This window comes from Streptomyces sp. NPDC041814 (assembly GCF_055590565.1).
Genome location: NZ_JBVJAM010000002.1, coordinates 701,790 through 728,408, shown reverse-complemented (window position 1 = coordinate 728,408; position 26,619 = coordinate 701,790). Strand labels below are relative to the sequence as shown.

Here is a 26,619-nt window from a genome sequence, read left to right as displayed (position 1 = left end):
GTCACGCCGCCTGCGCGATGTGCCACACGGACACGTCCAGGCCCTGGCCGTAGCCGAGCCTCAACCAGCGGGGCGGCAGGTCGAGGCAGGGCCGGCCCAGCAGCCCGAACGCGACCGCAGGCACCCTGGAAGCGGCGACCTCGACACCTCGGTTCGGTCGCACGGAATCGCGAACACGGTTGCGCCTGGGTGGCGAGTGCGGCGGAACACGCAGGCTCGTAGTCGCCCACCGGACACGCCGTGAAACCCCTCCGGCGCGTGCCGGAGGGGTTCACGAACGGGTGGCCGCCGGGGCTCAGGAGAGCTTGAGGGCGATCGTGTAGTGCGTCCACGGGTTCGGGACCTGGTAGCCGCCGCCGATCAGCTCGGCCGACCGGTTGAAGCCACGCGCGTCGAAGTTGAGCATGACGACCTCGTCCGACCCGTCGCCGTCGAAGTCGCCGGTGGCGTAGTTGCGGGCACCGCCGACGTTGGCCGATCCGCCGAGAGGGGCCGGAAGCAGCTCGTCACCGTTCAGCATGGCCGGGTCCCAGACGTAGATTCCGCCCTGGCCGCCGCTGAGAAGCGCCTTCTTTCCATTCGGCGCGGTGATCCAGGACCCGTTCTCGGTCGGCGGACTCATGGCCACGCGATCGTCCGCGGCACCGTCGGCGCCGAAGTAGTAGAAGGACGCGGTGCCCGACTCGTACAGCGTGTCCTCGCCGTCGAAGTACCCGCTGTGGGTCCACAGGCCGCCGGTGACCGCCGTGTGCAGAACCTTGCCCGTGCGTCCGTCGCGGATCTCGACGACGTTGCTCGGGCTGAAGCCGTAGAGGTCGTCGGGCGTCCAGGCGACCCAGGTGTAGGCGACCGCGTGGCCGTCCGCGTACGGAATGGCGGACGAGGCGTGGACCGCACGGTCGAGCAGACCGCCGCGCACCTTGCCGTCCTGAGCCTCGGCCGGGGCCTCGGGCGCGTCTTCCCAGCCGAGCGCGCCCGTCTTCGCGTCGAGTTGAACGGCTCGCATGACGGGAGCGTCCAGGAGGAACGAGTCCTTGCTCGTGTACTGGACGTACAGCTTGCCGTCGGCCGTCGACGCGTCGGAGAACTGGACGTCGCCCGCGCTCGCCGGCGCGGCGTACGTCCACAGCGCCTTGCCGTCGCCCTTGTACGCGCGCAGCTCGTCGGTCGGGACGAGGATGTCGGCCTTCTTGTCGCCGTCGATGTCCGTGAGCGTCACAGTGTGGACGAACTGGCCCTCGCCGTCGATCGTGTTGAGGATCGCGCCGGTCTTCGAGTCGAGGACGACGACCGCGCCGTCGGTGGCCACGACGATCTCGGGGGTCTTGTCCCCGGTGACGTCGGCGGTCTGGATGCCGTGCACCGAGCCCGGCAGGGTGGTCTGCCAGAGCTGCTTCGGCTTGCCGTCGAGCAACGAGGTGCCCGAGTAGGCCCAGATCCCGTGGGAGGTGCCGCCCTCGACGAAGTCGTCCTTCTTGTCCCCGTCGATGTCGAGCGCCGTGCCGTAGGCCATGTCGCCCTGAAGCGGCGTCAGCTGCTCCTGGCTGCCGTCGGCGAGGGCGTACGTCCGGACGTCCTGGTCGGCGTCGACCACCCGGATGTGCCAGCTCTTCTTGTCCTCGTACACGTCCTGGAACGTCGGGGACGCGGTGGCACCCTTCGTCTGCCAGCGGATCTTGCCCTTGCCGGAGAACACCGTCAGGGACGCGTACCGGTTGTCGTTGGAGGCGGTCCCGGTTTCCCGGTCGTCGGCGCGGGTGGCGATCAGCTGCTTGCCGACCGTGTCGAGCCGCCAGGTGCTGGGCCCGTTACCCCCGTTGGAGGGATCACGCTTGGTGGTGTCCTGCCACAGGGGGGTCTGCGGGTCGTCGCCGTCCAGAACGCGGATGGTGCTCGCGTTCACGTACAGGGAATCCGTCAGCGAGGACTCGGAAACCGCGTACTCGGCGTCCCCGCTGCCGGTGAGGTTCCCCACTGCCAGAGCGGTGGGCAGCACGTTGGCCCGGCTGTCGAGCGTGGTACGGCGGCCGTCGGCGAGGTCGTAGGCGGCGAGCTCGTAGCGCACCCCGTCCGACCCGTCGGCCTGCTCCACGGCGACGAGCTGCCCGCGGCCCTCGTCCACCCGCAGCTGGCGTACGTACAGCGCGCTGTCGGTCTGCCACTGGACCGCGCCGTCGTTCATGCTGAGGACGAGGGTGCGGCCTCGCGCGGCATTGGTGTCCGTCTTGCGCAGGTTCCAGCCGACGGCGATCTTGCCGCCCCCCAGGTCCCGCAGGGCGCCCCAGGTGGCCGGAGCCGTCTCCTCGGTGTCGTACGTCCAGGTGCTGGACTCGGTGAGCTTGCCGTCCGCGTACGAGAAGCGGGTGCTGGTGAGCTTCGCCGTCTCGCCCGACGAGGCGAACGGGTTGAGCACGGGCGAGTCGGCGACGAGCAGCGCACCGTCGACGATCTTGACCTGGTTCGCGTACGTGTGGTACTTCGACCAGACCGTCTTGCCGGTCTTGCCGTCGAGGACCGTCACCATCGTGCCGGAGGTCATCGTGGTGCCGGGGATGGAGACGCCGACCGGCGGGCTCATCCCCACATTGGCCGAGAAGACCACATCGGGCACGCCGTCGCCGGTCAGGTCACCGGAGTCGTAGCCCTGGTCCGAGGCGGGCGTGAACGCGTCGACCGCGTCGTAGCCCATCACCACGTGGGGCGGGTAGAACTCCTTCATCCACACCCGCAGCGGCTTGATCCCCCAGTCCGCGTACAGCGAGTCGGTGGCCCGGCTCCACTGCTCGGTCCCGTCGCCACCGGACCGCGTCACGTGGGCCAGGCTGTGCAGGGTGAAGTAGTCACCCTGCTTGTTGCCCACGGGCATCGTGGCGGCGAAACCGTGCACGTTCTCAATCGTCGACGTCGGCGTCACGGTGATGTTCTCGGACGCCTCGGTCGAGGCGCCGGAGTCCTCGCCGGCCGTGACGGCGTCGCTCTTGGCGGCATCGGCCGTCGTCCCGCCGTCGCCGTACAGATCGACCTGCATCTGCTCGGCCAGCTTGTCGGCCTGGGTCTTCGTGAGGCGCATGCCCTGGGAGTCACCGCTGTCCGCGGCGAGGGCGTGCGGGGCGGCGGTCAGCGCGAGGCCCGCAGCAACCAGTCCGGAGGCGAGCCGCAGGGCCCGTCGCGAGTTGTGGGCTCTCATCACTTGTCTTCCTGCGTGTGAACGGCCGAGCCGGCGGTAAGGACCGGCTGGTCGAAGGGGTACTGGAGTGCGTCCGTACCGCCCTGGTTCTGAATGCCGACGGTCACGCCGGTGCCACGGTCAGGGCGCATCGAGATGCTCCTCCAGGAACGGAACGGTCGCGTCCGCACGCTAGGAGGGCCGCGTTACTCGGGCATTACAAGCCGGCCAGGCCACGTTTTCGCAGGCCGCATCGGAAACACCACTCCTGGACACCCCGCGCCGCTCTCGGCGTGGCCTGGGCCGGAGCGGTACCGGCCGACGAGCCGGCCCCGGCGGCAGTCCCTGACCGCTCCTTCGCACGAGGAGACTCCGGCTCCCCATGACGTCGACCAGGTACGTCGTGACGTACCGGCGAAGCGGTCCCTTCGTGGAGACGTCCTGCCGGAGCCCCGCCCTCGGCGACCTCGTCGTGCGTGCCGCCGAGGGGCTGGCTGCGGTATGCACCGCGCTCGACCGACCGCAAGCGCGCCACATCGCGACCGGACCACCGCGTCCTCCGAACGGACTCGGGTTGGCCAGCCGTTCGCTGCTGCGGCGCGTCCCCGGCTGAGGGACGCCGGAGCCTGCGAACCGTCAGGCCGAGGATCCACTGTCGATGACCAGGTCGGCGCCGACCACCGCGCCGGCTGCAGGTGAGGCGAGGTAGAGCACCGCGGCCGCTACCTCTTCGGCTTCCGCGACCCGGCCGAGGGGGTTCTGTGTCTTCACTCGCTCGGCACGGTCGGCTTCGGTCTCGCCGGGTCGCAGCGACATGGGAGCAGCGGAGGCGCCGGGGCTGACCGCGTTGATGCGGATCCCCTGGTGGATGTGGTCGAGAGCGGCGGCGCGGGTGAGTGCGGAGACCGCCGCCTTTGAGGTGATGTACGCGGCAAGGTTCGGGATGCGCAGGTGTGCGCCCAGGTTGGAGGAGATGTTGACGATGGCGCCGCCACCGTTTCGCTTCATGTGCGCGATCTCGTGCTTCATGGCCAGCCAGACACCGGTGACATTGGTTCGCAGCACCGCGTCCCAGTCCTCCTCGCTCACCTCACCGACGGGCACAGTGCCGCGGAGTATGCCGGCGTTGTTGACCGCGATGTCCAGTCCGCCGAAGCGGGCAACGCTCTCGCGTACGAGGTTCTGAAGCCGGCTGGAGTCGGTGACGTCGGCGGTGACGGCGGTGGCCGTGCCGCCAGTGGCCTCGATGAGACCGACCGTCTCGTCCAGGGAGACCGCGGTGCGTCCCGCGGCAACCACGGATGCGCCCTCGGCGGCGAAGGCGAGCGCGATTGCACGGCCGAGCCCGGAGCCTGCGCCCGTGACGAGGACGGTCTTGCCGGTGAAGCGGTTCATTTGCGGAGGCTCCCATGAGTGATGGACTACTTGGTGTGGTGGTTCAGCAGGGCACGGGCTGCGAGAGCGCCCCTTCTGGAACGAGAGACGAGGTATCGCGGCCGAGCGTGAGCAGGATCGCGAACAGGACGGCCGGGCGGCATTCCGTCGCGGTGTCGAGCACGCCGCCCGCGAGCCCGGCCCGCCGCTGCGACACGCCATCGAGGGCGAGCGTGGCGGCTCCGGCGAAGGAGGCCGGCAGCGGTATGGCGAGCGTGAAGATCAGTGTGGTCTGGACGCCACCGAGGAGGACGAAGGTGCGTCGCTGCCGCATGGTGGCGACGCGGGCAGCGCCTGGGGCGGTCATGCATGCCATCCTCCCGATTTTTGACCGATCGGTCCATTATTCAGATACGCGAAAGCGAGCCCGTTGGATTCGTTCGATGCGAGTCAGTCCAAGAGAGCCAGGGCCTGTTCGGCCGCGTCCCGCACCCGGCCGGGACCGATCGACGCCTTGCCGACGATCCGTATCCCCTGCAGCAGGACGAGCAGCATGCGGGCCAGCGCACGCGGATCGCGTTCCTCGGGCAGCTCGCCCTGAGCCTGAGCCCGTACGAGAGCGGAGTGCAGCAGGGTCTCGACGTGCTCCCAGCTGATCTCGACGCGGCGGGCCGCCGCAGGGTCGTGCGGCGCGAGCTCGGCCGCGGTGTTGGTGACGAAGCAGCCGTTCAGCCGCCCCTCCGGGGATATGGCCTCTGCGGCGAAGCGGCGCACTACCGCCCGCACCGCAGGCAGCGCGGGGCCTGGCTGGGACAGCTCTGCAAGGAGCGCCGGGTCGCGCGTCTCGGCATACCGGTCCAGGGCTTTCAGGTACAGCTCGTGCTTGCTGCCGAAGGTCGCGTAGATGCTGGCGCGACCGATGCCGAGATGCTCGACGAGATCCGTCAATGACGTCGCTTCGTAGCCGCGCCGCCAGAACAGCTCAAGGGCCGCCTGCAACGCGACGTCCGGATCGAATTCCTTGGTCCTGGCCACACCGAGGACCATAAGCCTTTCTGGAATGATCGGTCAAATAAAACCAGCGCCGGGGCATCGATCGCGAGGGTTCTCAGCTTGGCGCCCCGGCCGGGCCCGTCCGCCGCCGATCGGGCGGTTACCGCCTCGGGCAGGTCTCGGGGACCGGGTGCGTGACCGCTGCGGCGGCGAGGCCGGGGTAGTAGTTCACGCCCGCTCGCCCCGGCCGTGGGGGTTCACCATGCGTCCAGACCAGCGTGGTCGGTCGGCGACGCCTCTCCCTCCTCAGGCGGTTTTGCGCTTGAGGCCCAGCCCGCCGCGGAACCCCATGTCGTCAGGCCCCTCCGACACCGATGCGTCCGGGCGCCAGCGGTCGACGGTCACTACGCCCGGCTCCAGTAGTTCCAGTCCCGTGAAGAATTCCTCGATCTGCTTTTGTGTGCGCAGCACCACGGGCTTGGACACTTTGTTCTGCCGGTAGAAGGCCGATGCCTCCGCCGCCCTCACGGGATCTGCGTCACCGCAGGCATGGGACAACGCGACGTACGAGCCGGGCGGAAGAGCGTCCACGAGAACGCTCAGGACGCCCGCCGGGTCCTCGTCCTCGTCGAGGAAGTGCAGGATCGCCGCCAGGACCAGGCCCACCGGACGTGTCATGTCGAGTGTCTCGGTGACCTCGGGCGATTCCAGTACCGCGCGCGGGTCACGCAGGTCGGCTTGCAGGTAGGTCGAGCGGCCTTCTGGCGATATCGGGGTGAGCAGCGCCTCGGCGTGCCGCAGTACTACGGGGTCGTTGTCCACGTAGACGATCCGGGCCGACGGCGCCAAGCCCTGAGCGATCTCGTGCAGGTTGGGCCGGGTGGGGATCCCGGTGCCGATGTCCAGGAACTGTGTGACACCGCCCTCTTTCACCATGTGCCGTACGGCGCGCGCCATCCATGCCCGGTTCTGCTGCGCACTGCGCTGGATCTCCGGCCAGCGCTCGGCGATGCCTTCCGCGACGGCTTGGTCCACCGGGTAGTTGTCCTTGCCACCGAGGAGGCTGTCGTAGACCCGCGCCGGGTGCGGCTTTCCCTGTTCGAATGACCCGTTGGGGAACACACGATCTCCTTCGCATGGTGGCACGTTCGATTCACACAACAGCGCTCTGGACAAAGCCATTTGAACACACTGTGTAGTGCGAACCTACCCTGGTTCGCGGGTCGCTTCGGCCCGACATCGCGCGCCTGACCGCGGTTCACCGCATGCGGGTGACGGTGACGGCTCCATGCCTGCCAGAACCTCGACGACGGAGTCGCTGTCGACTCCGGTGTACGTGTCTTTGAGGGTTCGCCGTTCCCCGGTCATAGTGGTGCTGGTGAGGGCATCGGAAATGCCCGGCAGGTGCGGGGCCGAGGCGAACGTCTGTCCCAGCTCTCCGAAGCCCACCCGTACTGGGCCTCCATCACGCTCATGCCCCGGCGGGCCTGGCCTGGGAGGGCACGCGCCCCGACAACTGGAGGAAGAAGCCACCTGTCCCCCGATGACAACGGCGCTACCCGTTGGACTCAGGCCGTTGACGCAGAAGTCGCCAGCTGAGCAGCACCGCGGAGGCCATGACAGTCATCAGGCCGCCGGCGAGGAAGGTGCCGCGCACGTCGGCATGCGGAAGGATCAGCCCGCCGAGAGCGGCGCCCGCCGCGATGCCGGCGTTGTAGAGGCCGGAGTTGGCTGCGAGTGCGATGTCCGTGCGGCCCGGAGCGCAAAGAAGCATCGCGTTCTGGGTGGTCATGAACACCGGCCCGAGTGCACCGCCCATCAGCACCAGGAACACCACCGCGGCCACCGGATCGCGGCCGACCGCGTACAGACCGATCATCCCCACCGCCTGCGTGATCACGGCGCTGGTCAACGCGGTCTGTGGATGTCGGTCCAGCACTGCCCCGGTGATGCTCACTCCGACGAGACACGCCACCCCGAAAGCTACGAAGAGGGCGCTGACCGCGCCCGGGGAGAAGCCGCTCACGTCGCCCAGGAACTTCACGACGTAGGTGTATCCCGTGAACGCCCCGGCTGCGGACAGGGTTCCGGCTGCCAGCACGACCCCGAACCGGCGGGCGTCGGGGCTGGTCCCGTAGGCGGCAGGCTCCTCTCCCGGCGGCGAGGTCGGTAGCACGACGGCGATCGTCACGAGGGAGACGAGCCCCAAGCCGGCCAGCAGAGCGACGGGCACCTGCCACTCGCTCTGCTGCCCCAGCCAGGTCCCGACGGGAACACCCAGCACAAGCGCGAGCGAACCGGCGACGGACAGCGCTCCGACCACCCGACCACGGACCGCGGGCGCGAACAGGCCCACCGCGACCGGCCCCATCACGGCCCAGAACAGCGCCTGGGCGAGCGCAGTCAGCAGCCGCGCCACGAGGAGCATCCAGTACGAAGTCGCCGCTGCCGCGACCAGACTGGATACGACCAGCGCGGCCAGCAGCCCGATGAGTACATGGCGTCGCGGCACTGCCCTCATGACGTGAGCGAGCGGCACGGACGCGACTGCCACGGTCACGCCATAACCGGTGACCAGGAGTCCGACCGCTGACACGGACACCCGCAGACTGCCGGAGATGACCTCAAGGAGGCCCACCGGCAGGTTCTCCGCGGTGTTGAAGGTGAAGGCCGCCAGCATCAGGGCCCCGAGCACCGCCGGCCCACGCCATGGAGACGTCCGTGGCACGACTCTGCGGCCTTCCCCTGCTCCCGCCCGTTGCATCCCCTCCGTGGAACCGTTCATGGAGGTACCTCACCGGGCTTGCGGGTACACCGCAACCGCATTCACCTGCGATGAGGGACACGGGAACACTTGACCGACCCGCAGGGGCCGGCACGGCGGCCACCAACCGCCTCAAGAACTTCCGTGCCGCCTCTACTAGTTCGGATTCTCCGCATGAGTCAGCGTCTCCCAGGCCACGAACAGGTTGTTGGACCCGGCCGGCCGTTGCTGCTCGGTGAGCTTCTGGGTGTTGGTCATGGCCGTGCCCATGCGGGTGTGCAGGGCGTTGTAGCCGACCTCGGTGATCGGCCCGAGGCCACGCTTGACGGTGCCACCGCACAGCCAGCTCGGCGGCACCTCGCCGAGTTCGTACCTGGACTGGAAGCCGAGCGCCTGCCGCAGCCGCTCGCCGACATCGGTGGTGTAGAGGTCCTGTCCTTGGATGCGGCTCGTCTCAGCGATGTGGGATATGGCGGAGATGCCGTACCCGGCGTGCGTGAAGTCGCGGCAGGTTTCCTGGGTCAGCCCCGTCACGAAGGTCGACTGACCCTGCCAGTAGTTGACGATCTTCGCCTTCGTGTCCAGGTTCTGGCTGGGCACGGTCTTGGGCAACGCGCCGTCCGTGGGCAGATATACGTACGCGGCGGTGCGCGTCCGGAACTTGGCCATGGCTTGGTCGTAGGACGTCTTGTCCTCCAGGAAGACGGAGATGCCAACGGCTGCCTCCATCATCGAGAGCTCCCAGTTGCCGTTGGAATTCGATCCGCTGATGACCTTCGGGAGGTAGACGTCACGCAGCATGGTCCGGAAGCGGCCTTCGTTCGCCCAGCCGCCTGTGTACGTGTACTTGATGATCTCGGCGGCCTTGGGCCAGGAGGAGCCTGCCCAGCCGGTCTGCAGCGGTGCGTTGCTGTTGGTGTGCTCCTTGATCGTGCCGGACCAGGCATCCATGAGCTCGATCGACTTCTTCGCGTACCGCTCGTCGCGGGTGAAGTACCAGGCGAGCGCATCCGTGTAAGCGGCTATCGCGTCTTCGCGCTCGTCGGTGCAGCCGTAGTTCGGGTTGGAGTACGACCCGCACTCGACGGTGGCGCGGGGCTGGGGCGTCCGGTTCAGGTCGGCGTACTTGCTCGCCATCATCTGGCCGAAGGCGTCCTTCCAGGGCTGCGCCCCGGCATCGATCTTGGCTTTGGCGAGGTCCAACTGCCCCTTTGAGACGGTGACTCCGGGGTGCGCGAAGGTGGCGGGCGCGGCGTCGGCGCCGCCCGCTCCGGGCCAGACGGCGATTCCGGCGACCGCAGCCGTAACCGCGGTGGCAAGAGCGACAAGAAGGGGGACTCGGGACCGTTTGTGACGAGCCTGCATGGGGGTACATCCGTTCATCGGCGTAAATGGGGGGCACCTATGTGAACGAGGTGTTGGCCGGTGACCATAGGTGTAGACCAGTGTCCTCGTCAAGGGATCACGCGAAGGGTCGCGAGGGACTGCCCAACGAGCAGGCTCCGCCGACGCTTTGAACGCCAGAGGGGGCCAAGCGGTGCTCCCTGGCATCAGTCGGTACGGCTCCCTGACGGCCGCCGGAGCACTGGGACAGTCACGGTGCTGGATCTACGGTTCGGGGCCATGAATCCGGTTTGGCCAGCTCCGCTCGCCGGGCAAGCGGCGCCGTCCGTCGCGCCTTGTGCGTCGACCCGCACCATCGCGATGAAGGGCGGCCTGCCCGTACGCGTGCCACCGCACTGGCAGGCACAGCAGGAGCGGCCTGGTGGACGAGGACACAGCGCGTCGCGCCCTCGTCCCTTCCGTACGACGTAGCCGACGGCCAAGGCATGGGCTCGTACCGTCGGCGGGATGTGACCTCGCCGGGGCCCGCCGTCGTTCATCCGCGCGATGAGAAATAGTCAGTTTCTGCGGACTGACCGGTCAACCCAATGACTGGTCAGTCAGGGAAGCGGCTTGCGGTAACGGACATACTCGTTCTGTCTCCGGAACCCCACGCTCTCGTAAAGATCGTAGGACCGGTGCGGATTCGCCGTGCCCGTGAACAACCTGGCAGTCGTTGCACCCTGCTCGCGTAGGCTTCGCAGCCCGTCCAGCAGCAGGATCCGCCCGATTCCGAGGCGTCGCTGGTCCTTTCGAACACTCAGCTCTTCCACCTCGCCGACGGTGTGATCGTGGCTGCGGATGGAGCAGAGGGCCACGCCGAGCATGTCCTGCCCGTTCCAGGCAGCCCTCCAACACGCCGGGTCGGCGGTGTCGACAAAGTCCTGGAAGGACCACTTCTGAGTGAAACCGGTGTCCGCATACGAATCGACGACCGTCCTCCAGGCCGCACGGTAGTGGCTGATCCCGATCGGCCCCGTCCGCACCCCGGCCGGGAGTTCGCTGACCGGCTCGGGCAACTGCTGCAGATCGCCCAGCTCCAGCTCGACCAGACTGAAGACACGTCGGTAGCCGGCTGCGAGCAGAAGCGCCGTGGCGTCCTGCTCGGAGACCGTGGCGTTCGCGCCGATCACTGCGGTCCGCGCCGTGCCATGTTCCTCGACGAGCTGACGGATCCGCGCTTCGGACCAGCGCAGCATGGCTGATCCGATGCCCCGGTCGCGATGCTCGGGCAAGAGGTAACCGCGGTGCAGGTACAGCCACGTACCGTCTCGCTCCTGCCACCACCGGATCGTCGAGTAGCCGACGACGCTCCCCTCGCGCACCACCAGAACCTGGTTCCTGGACGGCTCGTCCAGCTTGGCAGAGGCCTCGGCGATCTCGGCCGCTGTCGGGAGTCCTTCCACAACGGAACGGGCATCGACCCGGTCCCGTTCGACGCATCCCAGCCGCACCGCGGCCATGGGACCGTGGTCCTCGTCCCCCCGATACGGCCGGAACCCGAAGCCGCTCGGAAGGCTTTGTTCTGGCGTGACATCCGACATGATCGGATCATCTCGAACTTCGAGGCAGGTCCGCCACTCTGTTCATGATTCAAGCTGCTGAAGAAGCCCTCTCGGCGGTGGTGGCTGGGCGAGTTCAACCGGTCGGTGCAGGACCGGGATGGGTGACCGGCACCAGATGGTCTGGATGTCGGGCGGCCCGGTAGCAGGGCTTCTGGCGACTGCTCGGTGAACCTTGGATGTTCCGGACAGCTTTCACGCTGCCAAATTTTTTCGGTGGCGCACTCTGGTACATGAACTCTTACTGGCCTCGGCGGTTGTCTCGGGGTTCGTCGGAACGAGTGCAGCGCGCGCAATGTCAGGTCTTCCCGGCCCACCCGGGCTGAGGCCCTTGTTGTGCTGCTCTGGCCCCGAATCCTTTCCGCCGGATAGTGTGATCGTCAGGGTGAAGGTGGCCAACTTCGGTGTACGCCGCCGCTGTTGAATGCCGACGTGAAGGGAGGGTTCATGGCTGGTTGGTGGCGAAGGAATTCCCGGCCGGAAAAACACGTGCCCGTGACGGGCGAGCCGAATTTCCCGGCCGGGTCGGCGCACGGGACGCTGCCTGCGCACATCGACGGACCTGGCGGACGTCGGGCGGCGACGCTCGCCGTGCACGATGACGGCGTGGTGCTGACCGACGGCGATGAGCGCCGTGCCTACCAGTGGTCGGAGGTTGCCCACATGTGGCACTCCAACGACATGGACGGCGAAGTGGCCGGCGGTTCGATGATCACGAAGTGGCTGCATGAACTGCTGCTGGAGTTCACCGACGGCACGGTCGTGGGCTCACTGCTGGCCGACCCGCCCGTGGTCACGCCGGAGCCCGCCTTCCGCGCCGGCCACTTGTCGTCCTCGCCGCCCTCTGACATCGCGTCGTTGATTCAGCGCGTCAACGCTCCAGTGACCGAACTGCATCTCGCCAGAGCGAAAGCGACACTCGCGGCTGGCGGCCAGGTGGTTTTCGGCCCTCTGATCGCCACGGCGGAAGGGTTGCGCCATGACGGCACGAAGATCCCCTGGCAGACCATCACCTCATGCCGCTACAGCGTCGTCATCTTCTCCGAGGATGAGGATGAGCTGGGCGCGATGCTCCGCATGGAGTACGAGGTCGACGGCGGCGCGCACGGATTCCCGTTCGCCTGGCTGCGGATACCAGCGCTCGACGTCCCGGACCTGGATGTCCTGGTGCGGCTCGCCGAAGAAGAACGCACCTGAGCGGCAGTGAGCCTCTGTCAACCTGACATGGCTTTCACAGGCCATAGCTGACATGGGCTCAGCCTTGAAGAACCCTCCGTAAACGGGAGTCACCGTCACACACCGCGTCCGGTTGTGTTGACGCTTCCCGTGCCACGTCAGGCCCTGCTCGTCCTGGCCCACCTGCGGTGCGATGACACCCGCGCTCAACTCGCGGCCGGGTTCGTCGTCCTCGACGGCACCCTGCTGCTATCGCCCCAGTCGTACTGCGGCGCCTCAATCGAGGTCAACGTGCGGTCCGGATGAGAATGCCTGCGAGGTGAATGTGGCATGGCCACCGGCCCAGGGATCCGGACAGGTCCACCTCGGGGCAGGATGGGTTCGTGATACCTCCCCGACTGCTGTGGTGTGACCCCCGGCCCATTCCCCGGTTCAACCGGCAGGAGCCGGTAACCATGATCGTTCGCGATCCCAGCTTTCACGAGCCGACCGAAGAAGATCACTGCTGGAGGTTCGGGTACTTCTGCCAGACGCATGACCGCCCCTACTTGCACGAGTCCTGCGGGGAAGGACCGCATCTCCTCGCTCTGCACTGCGACGAGCACGGGCCGGAGAACATGTGGCCGCAGCCGAAGATGCTGATGTTCCCGGCAGGGTTCGACCCCCCTCTCAGCGACCTACAACTGACCTGGGTGCAGGCAGAGTGGGACGCCGCTGAATAGGAAAGATCCCACGGAGTCGGCCCAAGACCGTGTCCTGTGTGGTGAGGCGGTCGCTGAACTCGTCATGGGGCGGGGTGCGAGCGGCTGCTCAAACCCGCCACATAGGACATGGTCTTCAGCAGCTTCTTCGAAACAGCCCAATCCGTCGGCGTCAGGGACGGAATTCGGGACAGACCCGACGTCGAATCCGCCGGATTTATCTCTGCGTGCTGAACCCTCGGTGCTGCCCGCCACAAAGCCTCGGCACCCCCTAACGTTCCCCGCGTATCTCCCACTCCTTCACTCCTTCCAGGGGAGGCGGCACGCCTTGGCACAGATACCCGCCACACTAGATTCCGCGCGGAGCAGATCCGCGTCCACCGGACACCCCACCACGTCCTTCTTCTTCAACGGGCACCCGCCCCGCCGACGGATGCTGGTCCTCGTGATCGCTGCGGTTCTCGGTTTCGGCCTGACGGTGGTGTGGTCGGCGAAGTTCGTCGACCAGACCATCGGTGACACGGTCGCGGACACACTGCTGGGCCACACCGCCAAGGGCACCCCAATCACGAGCGCCTTGGCCGGCATCTTCTTCGCCCTGGTCACGGGCGTCGCCGGAACATTCACCGCGTGCAACATCGCGGTGTTCAGTGCGCTGGCTCCGCTGAGCGGAGGCCAGGCCCGCTCCCGTCGCGGCCGGATGGCCGCCGGGCTTCGACCGCTGGGACATCTCGCGGCCGGAACGGTCGTGGTGTCCGCCGTGTACGGTGCGGTGGTCGCGAGCACCGGAACGGACATGGCCCAGTTCGACCAGAGCAGCCAGGGCAACGGCATCTCGGGGCGGCTCATTCAGGCCATGGTGGTCTTCGGAATCATCGGTGCGATGATGACGTACCTCGGTCTGGCCGCTCTGGGCTTCGTACGCGACCCGCTGGCAAAGGTTTCGGAGAAGCATCCCAGCGTGCCCATGATGTTCATGGGTGCACTGATCGGCGCCTTCCTCATAGGCCGCCCCTTCCCGCTCTTCCGCCAGTTGTTCCGGGACGCCGCCGAAAGCCACAACGTGTTGTACGGAGCGGCCGCCTTCGTGTTTCAGAGTCTGGGAAACATCCTGGTCATGGGGGTGCTGTTCCTGCTCGTGACCGGCTTCCTCGGCGACCGGCTGCACCGGTGGATGACGCATTCGCCGAAGCGTACCGCCGCGCTCATGGCGGTGGGTTTCATCACGGCGGGCGTCTTCCTGCTCCTGTACTGGGACGTGCGGATCCTGGCCCGGCGTGACCTGATCTGGTACCCGATCGCGCCCTGGGGGGCCTGAGCCGCCGCTCGGGCAGAGGCCCGGCCCTCACGGTAGGCGGCGGGCATCCGCTCGCGCGGCAGCACGGCGAGCTCATCGTCCTCGGCGCCGTGGGTGCCGTCGTCGCGTTCCGCCGCATCACCGCCGTCGCCCCCTTGACCGCTCCCGGAGCCGCCCCCCGACCACACCCGCTACCGACCCGCAGACGTGGTTTTGTTTCCCACCGCTACACGGTCGCCGACGCCGAATCAGGGAATCGACGGCCCGACTTCGGCCACCACGCACGTGGATTCGTGGCCGGGCACAAGGCCGTCCTGGCCGTTGCGGGGTTCGAAGGCATGCAGATCCGAGTGGCAGACTCCGCAGCCGTCCATCCGGACGACAAAGTCGTCGGGGCGCAGGTCGCGGCGCTCCAGCCGGATACGCCGCAGCGTCGCAATGACGCCTGGGGACCTAGAGGGTCAGGATCTCGGCGCCGCTCTCGGTGATGGCGATGGTGTGCTCGCTGTGCGCTGTCCGGCAGCCGGTCGCGCTGCGCAGCGTCCAGCCGTCGGCGGCGACGACGAGGCGGTCGGTGTCCGCCATTACCCACGGTTCCAGCGCAAGGAGCAGCCCCGGGCGGAGAGGGTACCCACGGCCGGGGCGTCCTGCGTTCGCCACGTGCGGGTCCTGGTGCATGGTCGAGCCGATGCCGTGCCCGCCGAACTCGACGTTGATCGGGTACCCGGCCTCGGAAAGGACGGTGCCGATGGCGTGGGAGAGGTCCCCGATGCGTGCGCCCGGCCGGGCGGCCGAGATCGCGGCCGCCAATGCGCGTTCGGTCGTGTCGATGAGTGCGACGCTCTCCGGCGGGCGGGACCGCCCCACGAGGAAGCTCACGGCAGCGTCCGCGGCGAGCCCGTCCTTGACGATCGCGAGATCGAGCGTGATCAGGTCCCCGTCGGCCAAGGCATAGTCGTGCGGCATCGCGTGGAGCACGGCGTCATTGACTGCGGTGCAGATGTAGTGCCCGAACGGTCCGCGTCCGAACGACGGTGCGTAGTTCACGTAGCAGGACTGCGCACCGGCTTCGGTGATCATCCTCCGCGTCCACTGGTCGATCTCCAGGAGATTCGTGCCGATCGAGATACGGCTGCGCAGCGTGCGGAGTATCTCGGCGACCAGCGCCCCCGTACTCCTCGCCCGGACGAGCTGGGTGGGGCTCAAGATCTCGATCATGTGGGCCTTCCTGGTGACAGACGAGTATTCGGTAAAGTTATACCGGTAAAGTTATACCGCTACTGACACCAGCCCGTGGCCCGTGGTCCCACTGCCGGGCTCGGCGGTGGGCGCGACACGGACCGCGGCGCCCCGTCCGGCAGGCGGGCGGGCGCCCCGGCCTTCCCTGCCGCGGCACCCATCGTCCTGTTGCACGATGCCGCTCGGCGCCCTTCCGAGTGACGACGGCGTTCGCGGTCCGTGGTCGTTCCGACGCCGTTCAGACCATCGCTGTCAGAACGCCCCCGTCGGCGCGGAGCGCTGCTCCGTTGGTGGCCGATGAGTGTGGGCTGGCCAGGTAGAGCGCGAGGTGTGCGATCTCGGCGGGTTCGATGAACCGCTGCAGCAGCGTGGTCCGGTTGGCGCCGATGATCGCAGCCTTCATCTCCTCGGCCGTCATGGCCTGATCCTGGGCGATCCGGGTGACCGTGTCCGCGACGCCGTCCGAGTACGTGGGTCCGCCGAGGATCGTGTTGACGGTGACGCCGGTGCCCCGCGTGAGCTTGGCCAGACCGTTGCCGAGAGCCAGCATCGCCGCCTTCGTCGCCCCGTAGTGCACCATGTCGGCGGGGATGTTCACGCCCGATTCGCTGCCGACGAAGATGATGCGGCCCCAGTTCCTGTCGAGCATGCCGCCGAGCACATGGCGCGAGAGTCGGACACCGCTCATGACGTTGAGGTCGAAGTAGCGCCCCCACTCGTCGTCGGAGATGTCCTCGAAGCGGGCGAGGCCGAAGAGGCCGACGTTGTTCACGAGGATGTCGAGGTCGCCCAGCGATCCGAGCAGGTCCCGGACCTGTGCGGGATCACCGAAGTCGGCGACCAGGCCGGAGACCCGTGCGCCCGGGAACTCGGCCCGGAGCCGTCGCAGGGCGTCCTGGACACCGGTGTCGCTTCGCCCGTTGACGACGACCGCGGCGCCCTCGCGCAGCAGAGCGTGCGCGATGGCGAAGCCGATGCCTCGTGTCGAACCGCTGACGAAGGCGGTCTTGTCGTTCAGTCGCAGATCCATGAGTCGTGCTCGTCCCTGTGGTGCGTCGCTGGTGATTTTCACTTGCTCAAGCAAGTGAAACGTAAGTCCGATGACTTTCCTGGTCAAGTCAATGACGCTAGGATGCCCCCATGTCACGACTCAGCGACGACGATCTGGAAACCTGGGCGGCCCTGGCCACGGTCCTGGAATGGCTGCCGGCCGCCCTCGACGCACAGCTGCAGCGCGATGCCGAGCTGACACACTTCGAGTACGGGGTGATGTTCGCGCTCGCCGATGCCGACCACCGCACACTGCGGATGAGCACGCTCGCGGGCTACGCCAACAGCTCCCTGCCCCGCCTCTCCCGCGCGGCGGCGCGCCTGGAGACGAAGGGCTGGCTGCGGCGCACACCGGATCCGGCCGACGGGCGCTACACCCTCGCGACACTGACCGACACCGGCGCCCAGAAGGTCGACCAGGCGGCCCCGGGCCACGTAGCGACCGTCAACCGGCTGGTTTTCGACACCCTGACTCAGGCCCAGACCCGACAGCTGCTCGCCATCAGCCGCCGCATCATGAAGGCGATCCGGGCCGAGGAGGGCTGGAAGCCGTCTCCGGGGTCCGACCACTGACGCGATCCGCAGCCCGGCGCAGCGGGACCGGGCATCCGCCCGCCGCCGGACACCACGAGCCCGTACGGCCGGCGGAATCGCAGGCGGCGGCGTGAAGGAGCACGCTGGGTGTATGAGCGCGCCCATCGTCATCCACCATCCCTCCCCCACCGGTGGGCGCAGAGTCACCATCCGTGGGCAGATCGTGGGACTCGCCCACGACGACGCCGATGTCGTCGAGTTCCTGCGCAGGGCCGGTCTGCCCGATGCCGAGCGGCTCCTCGACGATCCCTCGTGGGTCCAGTGGCGCGGCGGCCGGGCCCACCGGTACGAGGCCGCGTGATGCCTCCGCGCGTGCGGCGGAGATCCCCCGCCATCCACAAGTGCGACTGCGGGGCCGGGCATCAGCGGATCCGGGCCGCTCTCGCGGGCGATGAAGCTGTGGCTCCGGCCGGCGCGGGTCAGGGCCTGAACAGCTGGACGGAACCAGTGGCCCTTGACGTCTGCGCTCGCCCGCCGTGCGGGTGGAATCGGCGACCGTACCGCCTGGGTGCTGAAGCCCATGCCGGTACTGGAGACCGCGACAACCGGCCCTGCCGGGCTGCGCCAAGGCGCCCCGCGGTCGAGTGGCACGGCGGGCGGCGCACAAATACCAGGCCGGGTTTCCCTCCCCCTGGGCCCTTCAGGCCAGGACCAGGAGGGCAGCGATGACCACCATGGTGGCGGCGGTGCCGAGGTGGATACCGTAGATGGCGGAGCGCGGCCCCTTGCTGCGGGCCACAACTACCGCGTCACCGGCGGGTATCAGCGCGGCGGCCAGCATGACCCAGCCCAGCAGGTGAGTGGTGGCGCCGATGAGCAGGACCCCGAGAATCAGGCCGGTGCCGATGTCGCGCACCCCCATGATGGCCAGCCATGATCGCATGGCCGGGTCATCGGGGCGGGTGTTGGGGATGCCGAAGCCGACGGCGGAGCGGGGTGCCCACACGGAACGGGCCCCGACGAGGACGACAGCGGCCGCGATCAGGGCGGCCAGAGTGGTGGCGATGGCGACGAGCATGAAACGCATCCATTTCGTGGCGGTGTCGGAGAGGCAGAGACTTTCGATGGCGCAGCGGGCCCAACTCCGAGGCGGGATACGCCTCGGAGTTCGTTTCACGTAAATCGGTTGGCAGTGGGAGGGGTCATGCGGCAGTGGCGATCCTGCCGAGGGGCGCTTGAGGCACCCTGGCCGTCGAGAGCCGACAGGGTGCGCCGCCGTCACCGCTCGTCGGGGTCTACGAAATGGTTGTCGTGGGCTTCGTGAAGCCTGCTCAACTCCCGCTCGTCGATCGTGGCGAGCTGCGCGAAGTATTCCTCCCGCGGTACTCCGGGCGAGAGTGCCATCAGGAGGGTGGCTGGTTCGGCGCGTTCCTTCCGGAGGGCGTGGACGCCGCCCATCGGTGCGTGCGCGGTGTCGCCGGGCTGCAGTGTCCGCCATGCCAGCCCGTCGAAGTAGTCGACTTCGCCTTCTTCCACGATGAAGGTCTCGCTGAAGGCCGTGTGAAAGTGCGGGGCGGGTCCCCGGCTGGAGGGCGACATGCGCCACCGGTAGATGCTCACCGTCCCGCCGGTCTCCACCGGACCGGCGAGGACTTCGATGGTCGATCCGCTGGCGCCCAGCCGGATCGTTCGCGTCTGTTGGGCTCGCTCGGATTCCTTGGAGAACGGGGCATTCGACTGCGTGTCGGTCATGGCCCGAGTCTCGGGGGTTCACCGTTCCGCTCGCGCTCACTTCGGCGGTGGCCTAACAATACGGGGGTGATCCGCTACCGATTGGGCGCCGGCGCTGCGAGTGTGCGGTGGGCGATGTCGCCGATCCACGAAGTGGTCAGCCTTGCCCAGCTGTTGACCGAACCGCACCGTCACACGGTGTTCCAACCCTGGCTTCGCCGTCGCCACCTCCATCTCTCGCACCCGGACCTGCGGGCGCTCACCGTCTTCATGGCCGACGGCGCGTACCGGCCCGACTTCCTCGACCCGTCGCCGATGACCAGTGAGCCGACGTTCGAGGAAGGCATGGAGGCCCTCCTCGCCACACCGGCGGATCAGACCCACGCGGAACTGGTCGATGCCATGCGGGGACGTGAGACAGGCGTGGGCGGCCGCCTGCTCGACGCCCCCGAGCGAGCCAGGTCCGAGGCCGCCGATGCGCTGCGCCGCCTCTGGGAGACCGTTGTGGAACCGGAGTGGGTGGGCATGCGGCAGGCGCTGCGTGCCGAGTTGCTGGACCGGGCCATCCAGGTCAACCGGGAGGGGCTGCGCGCGGTCCTTCCGCGCCTGCACCCCTCCGCGGCGTACGCAGATGACACCGTCATCGTCGAGAAGCCTGTGGACATCGACGTCGACTGCCCGGAGGGGCTCATTCTCGTTCCGTCGCTGTTCATCACCGACCGCGTTCAGTGCACCACCTCGGACCAGTGGACTCCGGCGATCTACTACCCCGCGTCCGGACGGTACCTATGGGCGGCACCCCCCGCTCCGAGGTCCCTCCACCGTCTCCTGGGCGCGACGCGAGCGAGAATCCTCACCGCGCTCACCACTCCGCTGCAGACGACGGCGGTGGCCGCACTGGTGAACGTCACCGCCCCGACCGCCAGCGAACACCTGGCAATCCTGCGGGATGCCGGGCTGGTCGATCACAGCCGGGCCGGCCGCACGACCATGTACGAACTCACCGAGGCAGGGCACACCCTCCTGGCCGCGGCGTCACCCCGGCCATGACAAGGGATGTCGCCGTCCAGACATGCGGGTCCGAACGAATCCCGGGGCCGCCCGGGCCTGGAAGAGCGCGGCGTTCATCCCGGTGCCGCTCCACCAGCTGCGGTCCCTCAGGATGGCCTCGACAGGGCCACAGGAGTGGGAGATCGGGAGCGACCCGCTCCCCCAGGACCTCGGGGTCTTTCTGCAGGTCTTCGTCATTCGCGGTCGAGCGGGAAGTCGAACCCCGCGGTGGCCGGGCCCACGGAGTCCGGAAGGTGTTCCAGGGCCAGCGCCACCGCCTGTGCCGCGGTGGTGGTCTGTCCGTGCACGCCGGTGTTCGTATACCGCAATACCAGGTACGGCCCACCGCCGTATTGCGGAGCGATCGCCACCTCGCACCGGTAGGGGCGCCCGGTGCGGGAGCTGAAGGCGACGGTCCAGTGGCTGGTGAAGGGGAAAAGTGACCGCAGCCGGGACTCCGCGTACGCGGCCTCCAGCACCGCGGCGAACTCCGGGAATCCGGGTGTGGCCGCCGCCTTCTCACGCAGGACCTCCCACTGGGCGGCAACCGCTGCGCCGGGTCCGCGCTCGTGCGCCTCGGCAACCGGGGCGAACTGCAGGAAGGGGAATGCCTCCCGCATCCGCGGCACGGTCGCGCCCGCTCCCCAGGCGGCGCTGACCGCCACAACCTCGCGGAGGCTGCTGGTCACACCGGTGACGATGTCGACGCCCGCGGAACTGCCGATGATCTGGAACACACGGCACTCGGTCCGCGGGAAGACGTCCAGGGCAAGCCGTCCGGGTGCGGCGGAGGCGATGGCGACCGATTCGGGACTTCTCCCGGCGTTCGGGACAACGGTGATCGGGGTGTCAGCTATCGCCGCGCACTCCGTGAGCGCGGCGGCCAAGCCACCCGCCCTGATCACGTCCGGATAGAAGTCTGCATTCATCCGGGCAGTGTCGCAGCATCGTGGAGACACACACAGTGGGGACGACATCGTCCAGGTTGCACGTCGCGCCCAGGGACGATCCTCAGTCCGGTCAAAGGGGTGCGCGCAGCGCCTTCAGATCGCCCCGGAGCCGGAGTGCGACGTCCTGGAGCTGCGATCCACCGGTGAAGACCCCTCCAGCGAGGAGGACGATGGCTCAACGCAGCGGCCGGCAGGGGCACATCACACCGTCCGTCTCGCTACGGCACACGCCCGCCATCAGCTGCGCTCCTGCCCCATCGTCTGACACGAGTGCCGGCCGCGGGCCTACGCCAGAACCGCGCGCAGCCGCGCGGCGTACGCCCGGGGGTGGGTGGTGTTCCCGTTGTGCCCGCCGGGGAACGCGACGACCTCCCGCCCCACCAGGCCGGCCAGTTGACGCGCGCACTGGCCGACGAAGACGTCCGGCGCCGTGGAGGCACCGCCCGCGGGCACGATGCGCACCGGGGACGTCCGCAGTGCCTCCACGTCGAGTTCGGCCTCGATGACGGCGGTGAAGTCGTGTGCGATGAAGAACCCGAAGTTGGCGGCCCGGCCCGGGGTGAGCGGCATGGGCGTCAGGTCCGGCTCGGTCTCCTGGCGGGTCGGGTCGATACCGAGGACGCGGGCGATCTCCGGGAGCGCGGCTCGCAACCCGCCCTCTGCGTACACGTCTTGCAGGTGGACGAGTTCCGCCGCGTGTCCGGCGCGAGGTCCGGCAGGGAGCAGGGAGGGGGACACCGGGTCGTGCGCCACGAGAGTGTGGAGCTGACCGGGGTGCGCCACCGCGAGGTGGAGCCCGATCGCGGCGCCCATGCTGCAGCCGAGCATCAACGCGGGCGCGTCGGTGAGTCGTTCCAGCAGCCGGTGCACGTCGTCGGCGTGCTCCTCCATGGTCACGCCGCGCTCCGGGTTCGCGACCGTGCTGCGGGACAGGCCTCGGCGGTCGTACGTGACCACGGTGTACCGGTCGGTGAGATGTCTGACGAGGTCGGCGCTCCGGTCGGCGTCACCCTCCCCGCTCTGGGCGACGAGCAAGAGAGGACCGGCGCCTTGGACCTGGTAGTGCAGGGTGGCGCCGTTGGTGTCGAGGAACATCAGGCTCTCCTGGTGGCGTCTGGTGACCGGCGCGGATGGCGTCGGCGGGTGCCTCCACCATAGTGCATCTATTTAGATGCATCAATAGAGATGGATTCAGATAGATGCATCTGTAGTGATGGATGACAGTAGAGTCGGCTCATGAGCGCTTCGATGACCCCGGTCCAGCTCTTCCTGCTCGGCCGGACCCTGATGAAGATCGGCGAGGAGGCACTGCCCGAGCCGGTGCCCTCCGCCGACGCCGCACGACGCGGGGGCACCCGGGCCGCCCTGGTCGTGCTGAGCGACGTCCTGGAGCACCAGGGCACCTCAGTGAGCGAGATCGCCGCGCGCACCGGTCTGCCCCAGAGCCAGGTATCGGGCGCCGTGGCCCGGCTCAAGGAGACCGGATCCTTCGTCACCGCCCCCGACCCGACTGATGGCAGGCGACAGCTGATCCGTACGGCCTCCGAGGCGTCGGAGCGGGTGGCCGAGGTGCGGACCGCCCGGATCGACGGCGCACTGAGCGCAGCGCTGGGCACCGACGATCCTGAGACGCTGCGCACGGTGTGCGAGGCGCTGGGTGTGCTGGCCCGCCACCTCACGCCGGAGGCAGCGGGCAACCTCCGGTCGTGACGCGACTCGGGGTCAGCTCGGAGCTCACACGCCGAACGCTCGCGGGCGTTCGGGCCCGACCGGACGACCCTGGCGACTCACTCGCGGATCGCCCGCCGAGCCGGACCACCCCCCAAGGTCAGTCCAGGAGAGCGGTCGCCTCGACCTCGACGAGCACGTCCTGCTCGAAGAGGTAGTCGACACCGATGAGCGAGGCCGGAGGCAGCGGGGTCGGGAGGCCGATCTCTTCGGCGACGGCCTCCACTCCGGCCATGAAGTCGCCGATCTTCTCCGGCGCCCACCCGGTCACGTAGAACGTCAGGCGCAGTACGTCCGAGAACGTGGCGTCCGCGCCCGCCAGACCGACGGCGGTGTTGCGCAGCGCCTGCGCGACCTGACCGGCCAGATCGCCGGGGGCGACGGGGGTCCCGTCGGGACGGCGGGCGATCTGACCGCTGACGTGTACGTGCTTCGCCCCGGTACCCACGGCCACGTGGTGGTAGGGGACCGGCTGGAGCATGCCGTGCGGAGTGAAGTGGTGAACAGTCATGGGGCTCTCCTCGTCCTTCTAGGTATTGTGAAGGTACTTAGTAGGCAGAAGACACTTCAACGAGACCAGGTTTCGCCTTGGATACCGCCGACGAAGTCCGCATCGATGCCCCGCACCGCGAACTGCTCGACCAGATCCTCGACAAGTGGTCGCTCGCCGTTCTCAACGAACTCTGCGAGCGCCCCTGCCGCTTCAACGAACTCCGCCGAGCCATCCCCCAGGTCACCCAGAAGTCGCTGACCGCGACACTCCGGCGCCTCGAACGGAACGGTGTGATCGAGCGCGAGGTCGTCTCCACGCGCCCGGTGGCCGTCATGTACCGGATCACGGGGCTGGGGAAGACCCTCCGGCGTCCCATCGACGTACTACTGGCGTGGACCTCGCAGCACATGCCCGCCATCGAGCGCGCACGCGAGGACTTCGACGAACGCGAGGACGCTCGCCTGTGATGTGTCGCCGGTCCGGGCCGGTTCTACGCCTGGAAGGCTGAGTCGGCGGGAGCTGCCATCGGCCCCTACGGCCGGGCGGGAGCCCATCGCGCGGCCCGGTCGCCGTGGATGCACTTCGCCCCGGCCGTCGGCCGCTTCTCGATCCACGCCACCCAGGGGCCAGGGGCACAGCCCGGAGCACGCACACGACCTTCGCCTCCATCACGGTGAGCGCCCGTTCCGTGCACGGCTCGACGACCTCCGCCGGGGCAGGTGACGGCCCCCTGCCACGGAGGTTCCGGTGTTGCCGCTGGTGTGCAGCGCCACCGACCGCCCCACCCCGGCACTCCCTCCTACTCCCCCACCGAAATGGCCACCTCGTTCATTTCATGGTTATATGAACGTGTCGTTCATATGCGGCCATCGAACAGCAAGGAGACCTCATGAACACGTCCGCACCCGACCGCGTCGCTCTCATCACCGGCGGCTCCGGCGGCATCGGCCGCGCAGTCGCGGAGAGGCTGGCCAAGGACGGGCTCTCGGTCGCCATTCACTACTCCGGCAACCAGGCCAGGGCGGAGGAGACCGTCGCAGCCATCAGCGCGTCCGGCGGCCGGGCGATCGCCGTGGGCGGAGACGTCGCCGACGAGAACGCGATGCGTACCGCCTTCGAGACCGTGGGGTCCGCGTTCGGCGGCCTCGATGTCGTGGTCAACACGGCCGGCATCATGGTCCTCGCCCCGGTCGAGACCTTCGACCTCGCCGAGCTGGACCGCATGCACCGCACCAACATCCGCGGCACCTTCGTCGTCAATCAGCAGGCCGCACGCGCTGTGCGCCCCGGCGGCGCGATCATCAACTTCTCCACGTCCGTGGTCCGCACCCAGTTCCCCCAGTACAGCGCATACGTCGCCAGCAAGGCCGCCGTCGAGGCCATGACCCTCGTCCTCGCCAGGGAACTGCGCGGCCGCGACATCACGGTCAACGCCGTGGCGCCCGGCCCCACCGCCACCCCCCTCTTCCTGCAGGGCAAGGACGAGGAGACCATCGACAAGCTCGCCAAAGCCGCCCCGTTGGAACGCCTCGGCCGGCCCGAAGACATCGCCGAGACCGTCGCCTTCCTCGCCGGCCCCGCCCGCTGGGTCAACGGCCAGGTCATCTACGCCAACGGCGGCCTCGCGTAACACGGCCCCAGCCGCCTCCACCCAAAGGTTCACCCATGTCTCCCACATGCAACGTCATAGTCATCACGGGCGCTTCCAGCGGTTTCGGCGCCCTCACCGCCCGGGCCCTGGCCGAGGCCGGCCACACCGTGTACGCGGGCATGCGCCACACCACGGGCCGCAATGCGCCACAGGTCCAGGCCGCGGCCGACTATGCCCGCGAGCACGGCGTCGATCTGCGCGCCATCGAGCTCGATGTGAACGCGCAGGGCTCCGTCGACGCGGCCGTGGCACAGGTCGAGGCCGAGTCCGGCCACATCGACGTGCTCATCCACAACGCGGGCCACATGGCCACCGGCCCCGCAGAAGCCTTCACCCCGGAACAGCTCGCCGAGCTGTACGACGTCAACGTCCTCTCCACCCAGCGCCTCAACCGCGCCGCCCTGCCCGGTATGCGCCGCCGGGGCCAAGGGCTCGTGCTCTGGGTGTCCAGCAGCAGCGTCAAGGGCGGCACTCCCCCGTACCTCGCCCCCTACTTCGCAGCCAAGGCCGCCATGGACTCACTCGCCGTGTCCTACGCGGCGGAGCTGGCGCGCTGGGGCATCGAGACCTCGATCGTCGTGCCCGGCTCGTTCACCAGCGGCACCAACCACTTCGCCCACTCCGGCCACCCCGCGGACACCACCGTCGAGGCCGAGTACGAGAGCAGGTATCCCGGGCTCATGAACCAGGTCGCGGACAAGCTCGCGGCCCTCGCCCCGGCCGGGGCAAGCGCGTCCATGGTGTCCGACGAGATCGCGCGCATCATCGCCTTGCCTGCGGGCGACCGGCCCTTCCGCGTGCACGTCGACCCCGCGAACGACGGGTCGGAGGAGGTCTCGGACACCGCCGACCGCATACGCGCCACGTTCCTCGGGCGTATCGGTCTCGCCGACCTGCTGAGCGGCGGGCACTGACCGCGCACCGACGGTGTACGGGCCTCGGCCCGCATGCCGCTGGCACGCACCGCAGCGTAAACCCCCTCACAACACCAGGAGCGCTCGTGTCAGAGACAGCGAAAGAACCGGCGAACAGAGGCCGCGGACGGCGACCCGCCGACGAAGTCCGGGCGGAGGTCCTGCACGCAGTGGGCGAACTGCTCCTGACGGAGGGGATGGGCCGGCTCACCTTCGAGCGGATCGCCAAGGCATCGGGCGCCAGCAAGACCACCCTCTACAAGTGGTGGCCGTCCATCGGCGCACTCGCCCTCGACGGATACTGCCACGCCGTCGAGGACACCCTCGCCTTCCCCGACACCGGGGACATCCGGGCGGATCTGCTCACCCAGCTGCACGCCTTCGCCGAGGTAATGACCCGGACACCCGGCGGCCGCGTCCTCACCGAGCTCATCGGCGCCTCACAAACCGATCCGCACCTCGCCGTCTCCTACCGCAACCTGTACTCCGCCCACCGCCGCGGGCTCGCGGGCGAGCGGCTGCGACAGGCGCAGACGCGGGGGCAGATCCGCCCCGACGTCGATGTGCAGGTCCTGGTGGACCAGCTCTGGGGAGCCGTGTACCACCGGCTCCTGATACCTGATGAGCCGGTCACCGAGGGCTTCGTCACCGCTCTGGTCGACAACGTCCTCCTCGGGGTCGCCGCACGTCCGGCACCCGGCTCGGCCGGCTGAAAGGTAGTCATCGAGCGGGACAGCCGCCCCGGACACACGGAAGCTCTGTTTTTTTCATCCTCATGACGATCCCTTGCGGAGACGTGTTCACGTCAATACAGTTCCCCGCGTAAAGTTGCAGCGCTACCGGTGGTCCGGTCGCGGTCCGGC

30 protein-coding genes are annotated in these 26,619 nt (G+C 68.5%); 12 read left to right on the top strand and 18 right to left on the bottom strand.

Going from position 1 to position 26,619, the window contains the following annotated elements:
- Nucleotide 1: 1 nt before the first annotated feature.
- From ACZ6C6_RS08635 to ACZ6C6_RS08590, 10 genes are all read right to left on the bottom strand, one after another.
- Nucleotides 2-124 carry a hypothetical protein gene (locus ACZ6C6_RS08635; RefSeq protein WP_469200890.1) on the bottom strand — a complete coding sequence of 41 codons (123 nt, stop codon included), beginning with the start codon at nucleotides 122-124 and terminating at the stop codon, nucleotides 2-4.
- Between the two features lie 171 nt (nucleotides 125-295).
- Nucleotides 296-3,187: an FG-GAP-like repeat-containing protein gene (locus tag ACZ6C6_RS08630; protein ID WP_469200468.1), complete on the bottom strand. Its 2,892-nt coding sequence runs from the start codon at nucleotides 3,185-3,187 to the stop codon at nucleotides 296-298.
- Nucleotides 3,187-3,318 carry a hypothetical protein gene (locus ACZ6C6_RS08625; RefSeq protein ID WP_469200466.1) on the bottom strand — a complete coding sequence of 44 codons (132 nt, stop codon included), beginning with the start codon at nucleotides 3,316-3,318 and terminating at the stop codon, nucleotides 3,187-3,189. Before ACZ6C6_RS08625 ends, ACZ6C6_RS08630 begins: the two co-directional genes overlap by 1 nt.
- Before the next feature lie 484 nt (nucleotides 3,319-3,802).
- The gene (locus tag ACZ6C6_RS08620) at nucleotides 3,803-4,561 is read right to left on the bottom strand and encodes an SDR family NAD(P)-dependent oxidoreductase (RefSeq protein ID WP_469200464.1); all 759 of its coding nucleotides are present in this window, start codon (nucleotides 4,559-4,561) and stop codon (nucleotides 3,803-3,805) included.
- Between the two features lie 43 nt (nucleotides 4,562-4,604).
- Entirely contained in the window at nucleotides 4,605-4,907 is a 303-nt protein-coding gene (locus ACZ6C6_RS08615) for a hypothetical protein (protein ID WP_469200462.1), read from the bottom strand.
- Nucleotides 4,908-4,990: 83 nt separating this feature from the next.
- On the bottom strand, nucleotides 4,991-5,575 hold the full coding sequence (locus ACZ6C6_RS08610; protein WP_469200461.1) for a TetR/AcrR family transcriptional regulator: 585 nt from the start codon (nucleotides 5,573-5,575) through the stop codon (nucleotides 4,991-4,993).
- 264 nt (nucleotides 5,576-5,839) lie between these two features.
- Nucleotides 5,840-6,655, bottom strand: coding sequence for an SAM-dependent methyltransferase (locus ACZ6C6_RS08605; protein ID WP_469200459.1), 816 nt, complete (start codon nucleotides 6,653-6,655; stop codon nucleotides 5,840-5,842).
- A gap of 433 nt (nucleotides 6,656-7,088) precedes the next feature.
- Nucleotides 7,089-8,213: an MFS transporter gene (locus tag ACZ6C6_RS08600; RefSeq protein WP_469200457.1), complete on the bottom strand. Its 1,125-nt coding sequence runs from the start codon at nucleotides 8,211-8,213 to the stop codon at nucleotides 7,089-7,091.
- A 240-nt stretch (nucleotides 8,214-8,453) separates the two neighbouring features.
- Nucleotides 8,454-9,662 (bottom strand): alginate lyase family protein, encoded by a 1,209-nt coding sequence (locus ACZ6C6_RS08595; protein ID WP_469200455.1) that lies wholly within the window; start codon nucleotides 9,660-9,662, stop codon nucleotides 8,454-8,456.
- A gap of 578 nt (nucleotides 9,663-10,240) precedes the next feature.
- Nucleotides 10,241-11,224, bottom strand: a complete 984-nt coding sequence (locus ACZ6C6_RS08590; protein WP_469200453.1) for a GNAT family N-acetyltransferase — start codon at nucleotides 11,222-11,224, stop codon at nucleotides 10,241-10,243.
- Nucleotides 11,225-11,689: 465 nt separating this feature from the next.
- Between ACZ6C6_RS08590 and ACZ6C6_RS08585 the strand changes: the two genes are divergently transcribed.
- From ACZ6C6_RS08585 to ACZ6C6_RS08570, 4 genes are all read left to right on the top strand, one after another.
- Nucleotides 11,690-12,439 carry a hypothetical protein gene (locus ACZ6C6_RS08585; protein ID WP_469200451.1) on the top strand — a complete coding sequence of 250 codons (750 nt, stop codon included), beginning with the start codon at nucleotides 11,690-11,692 and terminating at the stop codon, nucleotides 12,437-12,439.
- 129 nt (nucleotides 12,440-12,568) lie between these two features.
- Nucleotides 12,569-12,724, top strand: a complete 156-nt coding sequence (locus ACZ6C6_RS08580; protein ID WP_469200888.1) for a hypothetical protein — start codon at nucleotides 12,569-12,571, stop codon at nucleotides 12,722-12,724.
- 149 nt (nucleotides 12,725-12,873) lie between these two features.
- Nucleotides 12,874-13,140 carry a hypothetical protein gene (locus ACZ6C6_RS08575; RefSeq protein ID WP_469200449.1) on the top strand — a complete coding sequence of 89 codons (267 nt, stop codon included), beginning with the start codon at nucleotides 12,874-12,876 and terminating at the stop codon, nucleotides 13,138-13,140.
- A gap of 307 nt (nucleotides 13,141-13,447) precedes the next feature.
- Nucleotides 13,448-14,437, top strand: a complete 990-nt coding sequence (locus ACZ6C6_RS08570) for a hypothetical protein (protein ID WP_469200448.1) — start codon at nucleotides 13,448-13,450, stop codon at nucleotides 14,435-14,437.
- A gap of 227 nt (nucleotides 14,438-14,664) precedes the next feature.
- On the opposite strand, the gene ACZ6C6_RS08565 is transcribed toward ACZ6C6_RS08570, so the two are convergent.
- The 3 genes from ACZ6C6_RS08565 to ACZ6C6_RS08555 form a co-directional block, all read right to left on the bottom strand.
- Nucleotides 14,665-14,817: an alcohol dehydrogenase catalytic domain-containing protein gene (locus ACZ6C6_RS08565; protein WP_469200870.1), complete on the bottom strand. Its 153-nt coding sequence runs from the start codon at nucleotides 14,815-14,817 to the stop codon at nucleotides 14,665-14,667.
- Nucleotides 14,818-14,869: 52 nt separating this feature from the next.
- Nucleotides 14,870-15,634 (bottom strand): type I methionyl aminopeptidase, encoded by a 765-nt coding sequence (map, locus tag ACZ6C6_RS08560; RefSeq protein ID WP_469200446.1) that lies wholly within the window; start codon nucleotides 15,632-15,634, stop codon nucleotides 14,870-14,872.
- Between the two features lie 259 nt (nucleotides 15,635-15,893).
- Nucleotides 15,894-16,685, bottom strand: a complete 792-nt coding sequence (locus ACZ6C6_RS08555) for an SDR family NAD(P)-dependent oxidoreductase (RefSeq protein WP_469200445.1) — start codon at nucleotides 16,683-16,685, stop codon at nucleotides 15,894-15,896.
- Between the two features lie 110 nt (nucleotides 16,686-16,795).
- Between ACZ6C6_RS08555 and ACZ6C6_RS08550 the strand changes: the two genes are divergently transcribed.
- Together ACZ6C6_RS08550 and ACZ6C6_RS08545 are read left to right on the top strand one after the other, a co-directional pair.
- On the top strand, nucleotides 16,796-17,278 hold the full coding sequence (locus ACZ6C6_RS08550; RefSeq protein ID WP_469200443.1) for a MarR family winged helix-turn-helix transcriptional regulator: 483 nt from the start codon (nucleotides 16,796-16,798) through the stop codon (nucleotides 17,276-17,278).
- Nucleotides 17,279-17,390: 112 nt separating this feature from the next.
- Nucleotides 17,391-17,600, top strand: coding sequence for a hypothetical protein (locus ACZ6C6_RS08545; RefSeq protein ID WP_469200442.1), 210 nt, complete (start codon nucleotides 17,391-17,393; stop codon nucleotides 17,598-17,600).
- 339 nt (nucleotides 17,601-17,939) lie between these two features.
- Here ACZ6C6_RS08545 and ACZ6C6_RS08540 read toward each other — a convergent pair whose 3' ends face one another.
- Nucleotides 17,940-18,317, bottom strand: a complete 378-nt coding sequence (locus ACZ6C6_RS08540) for a DUF4267 domain-containing protein (RefSeq protein WP_469200440.1) — start codon at nucleotides 18,315-18,317, stop codon at nucleotides 17,940-17,942.
- Nucleotides 18,318-18,517: 200 nt separating this feature from the next.
- Nucleotides 18,518-18,991, bottom strand: coding sequence for a cupin domain-containing protein (locus ACZ6C6_RS08535; protein ID WP_469200439.1), 474 nt, complete (start codon nucleotides 18,989-18,991; stop codon nucleotides 18,518-18,520).
- A 66-nt stretch (nucleotides 18,992-19,057) separates the two neighbouring features.
- Here ACZ6C6_RS08535 and ACZ6C6_RS08530 point away from each other — a divergent pair, with 66 nt between their 5' ends.
- The gene (locus ACZ6C6_RS08530; RefSeq protein WP_469200438.1) at nucleotides 19,058-20,020 is read left to right on the top strand and encodes a DUF5937 family protein; all 963 of its coding nucleotides are present in this window, start codon (nucleotides 19,058-19,060) and stop codon (nucleotides 20,018-20,020) included.
- Between the two features lie 194 nt (nucleotides 20,021-20,214).
- Here ACZ6C6_RS08530 and ACZ6C6_RS08525 read toward each other — a convergent pair whose 3' ends face one another.
- Nucleotides 20,215-20,949, bottom strand: a complete 735-nt coding sequence (locus tag ACZ6C6_RS08525; protein WP_469200436.1) for a DUF6193 family natural product biosynthesis protein — start codon at nucleotides 20,947-20,949, stop codon at nucleotides 20,215-20,217.
- 306 nt (nucleotides 20,950-21,255) lie between these two features.
- Nucleotides 21,256-22,065 carry an alpha/beta fold hydrolase gene (locus ACZ6C6_RS08520; RefSeq protein WP_469200434.1) on the bottom strand — a complete coding sequence of 270 codons (810 nt, stop codon included), beginning with the start codon at nucleotides 22,063-22,065 and terminating at the stop codon, nucleotides 21,256-21,258.
- Nucleotides 22,066-22,218: 153 nt separating this feature from the next.
- On the opposite strand from ACZ6C6_RS08520, the gene ACZ6C6_RS08515 reads away from it, so the two are divergent.
- Nucleotides 22,219-22,680 carry a MarR family winged helix-turn-helix transcriptional regulator gene (locus tag ACZ6C6_RS08515; protein WP_469200868.1) on the top strand — a complete coding sequence of 154 codons (462 nt, stop codon included), beginning with the start codon at nucleotides 22,219-22,221 and terminating at the stop codon, nucleotides 22,678-22,680.
- Between the two features lie 118 nt (nucleotides 22,681-22,798).
- Here the strand turns inward: ACZ6C6_RS08515 and ACZ6C6_RS08510 are convergent, their stop codons facing one another.
- Nucleotides 22,799-23,209, bottom strand: a complete 411-nt coding sequence (locus ACZ6C6_RS08510; RefSeq protein WP_469200432.1) for a RidA family protein — start codon at nucleotides 23,207-23,209, stop codon at nucleotides 22,799-22,801.
- 77 nt (nucleotides 23,210-23,286) lie between these two features.
- On the opposite strand from ACZ6C6_RS08510, the gene ACZ6C6_RS08505 reads away from it, so the two are divergent.
- The 4 genes from ACZ6C6_RS08505 (at nucleotide 23,287) to ACZ6C6_RS08490 (ending at nucleotide 26,469) form a co-directional block, all read left to right on the top strand.
- Nucleotides 23,287-23,658, top strand: coding sequence for a winged helix-turn-helix transcriptional regulator (locus tag ACZ6C6_RS08505; protein WP_469200431.1), 372 nt, complete (start codon nucleotides 23,287-23,289; stop codon nucleotides 23,656-23,658).
- A 422-nt stretch (nucleotides 23,659-24,080) separates the two neighbouring features.
- Entirely contained in the window at nucleotides 24,081-24,821 is a 741-nt protein-coding gene (locus tag ACZ6C6_RS08500; protein WP_469200430.1) for an SDR family oxidoreductase, read from the top strand.
- Nucleotides 24,822-24,856: 35 nt separating this feature from the next.
- The gene (locus tag ACZ6C6_RS08495; protein WP_469200428.1) at nucleotides 24,857-25,756 is read left to right on the top strand and encodes an SDR family oxidoreductase; all 900 of its coding nucleotides are present in this window, start codon (nucleotides 24,857-24,859) and stop codon (nucleotides 25,754-25,756) included.
- 170 nt (nucleotides 25,757-25,926) lie between these two features.
- The gene (locus tag ACZ6C6_RS08490) at nucleotides 25,927-26,469 is read left to right on the top strand and encodes a TetR/AcrR family transcriptional regulator (protein ID WP_469200426.1); all 543 of its coding nucleotides are present in this window, start codon (nucleotides 25,927-25,929) and stop codon (nucleotides 26,467-26,469) included.
- Nucleotides 26,470-26,619 lie beyond the last annotated feature (150 nt).

Bases quoted from the DNA above. Each gene is read 5' to 3' on its own strand.
- ACZ6C6_RS08555 (WP_469200445.1), bottom strand. From the start codon at position 16,685: ATGGATCTGCGACTGAACGACAAGACCGCCTTCGTCAGCGGTTCGACA.
- ACZ6C6_RS08630 (WP_469200468.1), bottom strand. From the start codon at position 3,187: ATGAGAGCCCACAACTCGCGACGGGCCCTGCGGCTCGCCTCCGGACTG.
- ACZ6C6_RS08515 (WP_469200868.1), top strand. From the start codon at position 22,219: ATGACCCCGGTCCAGCTCTTCCTGCTCGGCCGGACCCTGATGAAGATC.
- map (WP_469200446.1), bottom strand. From the start codon at position 15,634: ATGATCGAGATCTTGAGCCCCACCCAGCTCGTCCGGGCGAGGAGTACG.
- ACZ6C6_RS08500 (WP_469200430.1), top strand. From the start codon at position 24,081: ATGAACACGTCCGCACCCGACCGCGTCGCTCTCATCACCGGCGGCTCC.
- ACZ6C6_RS08620 (WP_469200464.1), bottom strand. From the start codon at position 4,561: ATGAACCGCTTCACCGGCAAGACCGTCCTCGTCACGGGCGCAGGCTCC.
- ACZ6C6_RS08520 (WP_469200434.1), bottom strand. From the start codon at position 22,065: ATGTTCCTCGACACCAACGGCGCCACCCTGCACTACCAGGTCCAAGGC.
- ACZ6C6_RS08540 (WP_469200440.1), bottom strand. From the start codon at position 18,317: ATGCTCGTCGCCATCGCCACCACTCTGGCCGCCCTGATCGCGGCCGCT.
- ACZ6C6_RS08600 (WP_469200457.1), bottom strand. From the start codon at position 8,213: ATGCTGGCGGCCTTCACCTTCAACACCGCGGAGAACCTGCCGGTGGGC.
- ACZ6C6_RS08495 (WP_469200428.1), top strand. From the start codon at position 24,857: ATGTCTCCCACATGCAACGTCATAGTCATCACGGGCGCTTCCAGCGGT.
- ACZ6C6_RS08525 (WP_469200436.1), bottom strand. From the start codon at position 20,949: ATGAATGCAGACTTCTATCCGGACGTGATCAGGGCGGGTGGCTTGGCC.
- ACZ6C6_RS08575 (WP_469200449.1), top strand. From the start codon at position 12,874: ATGATCGTTCGCGATCCCAGCTTTCACGAGCCGACCGAAGAAGATCAC.
- ACZ6C6_RS08535 (WP_469200439.1), bottom strand. From the start codon at position 18,991: ATGACCGACACGCAGTCGAATGCCCCGTTCTCCAAGGAATCCGAGCGA.
- ACZ6C6_RS08585 (WP_469200451.1), top strand. From the start codon at position 11,690: ATGGCTGGTTGGTGGCGAAGGAATTCCCGGCCGGAAAAACACGTGCCC.
- ACZ6C6_RS08625 (WP_469200466.1), bottom strand. From the start codon at position 3,318: ATGCGCCCTGACCGTGGCACCGGCGTGACCGTCGGCATTCAGAACCAG.
- ACZ6C6_RS08550 (WP_469200443.1), top strand. From the start codon at position 16,796: ATGTCACGACTCAGCGACGACGATCTGGAAACCTGGGCGGCCCTGGCC.
- ACZ6C6_RS08545 (WP_469200442.1), top strand. From the start codon at position 17,391: ATGAGCGCGCCCATCGTCATCCACCATCCCTCCCCCACCGGTGGGCGC.
- ACZ6C6_RS08510 (WP_469200432.1), bottom strand. From the start codon at position 23,209: ATGACTGTTCACCACTTCACTCCGCACGGCATGCTCCAGCCGGTCCCC.
- ACZ6C6_RS08595 (WP_469200455.1), bottom strand. From the start codon at position 9,662: ATGCAGGCTCGTCACAAACGGTCCCGAGTCCCCCTTCTTGTCGCTCTT.
- ACZ6C6_RS08590 (WP_469200453.1), bottom strand. From the start codon at position 11,224: ATGTCGGATGTCACGCCAGAACAAAGCCTTCCGAGCGGCTTCGGGTTC.
- ACZ6C6_RS08615 (WP_469200462.1), bottom strand. From the start codon at position 4,907: ATGACCGCCCCAGGCGCTGCCCGCGTCGCCACCATGCGGCAGCGACGC.